We start from the raw sequence: 594 nt of genomic DNA, 5'->3' as shown, positions 1-594 counted from the left end.
GCGTTCCCAGAGCGCTCGCCGACGGTCCCCGTTGGTCCCGGCCACTCGCCGTCCGATCGGGCACGCAGGGGGCATGTGCGCCGTCAGCCCGCGCTGCGGGCGGGGTCCGCTTACCTGTCAGGTCATCGACCCCGGCGCGTCAGCATGCCACGATCGTCGGCGTACGGAGCCCGACCGAACGGAAGGACACCATGACTGCCTACGCCGTAGCTCATCTGCAAGAGGCCGCTCCACACCCGGAGATCGCTGCGTACATCGAGCGCATCACCGCCACCTTCGAGCCGTATGGCGGCCGCTTCCTCGTTCACGCCACGCAGCACGAGGTGAAGGAGGGCAGCTGGCCCGGGCACGTCGTGGTGATTGGCTTCCCCGGGATCGCCGAGGCGCGGGCCTGGTGGGACTCACCCGCATACCAGGAGATCGCACCGCTGCGCTCGCGGCACATCGAGGGCGACATCATCCTGGCGGAAGGCGTCCCCGAGGGCTACGACCCGACTGCCACCGCAAAGGCGATGAGGGAGGCCCTGCCTGCCGAGTAGCCCTCGGGCTCGGCAGGGCCCAGCGGCAGACGACGAACTGCGGTCGGTGGAGTCT

General features: G+C 69.9%; 1 protein-coding gene. It reads left to right on the top strand.

The features are described from left to right. Positions 1 to 191 precede the first annotated feature (191 nt). The gene (locus tag STSP_RS00035; protein ID WP_067270284.1) at positions 192 to 539 is read left to right on the top strand and encodes a DUF1330 domain-containing protein; all 348 of its coding nucleotides are present in this window, start codon (positions 192 to 194) and stop codon (positions 537 to 539) included. Positions 540 to 594 lie beyond the last annotated feature (55 nt).

The sequence above is a fragment of the Streptomyces jeddahensis genome, assembly GCF_001642995.1.
Lineage (GTDB): Bacteria > Actinomycetota > Actinomycetes > Streptomycetales > Streptomycetaceae > Streptomyces > Streptomyces jeddahensis.
Note: the sequence above shows the minus strand (reverse complement) of the source record. Positions and strands in the feature narration are given on the sequence as shown.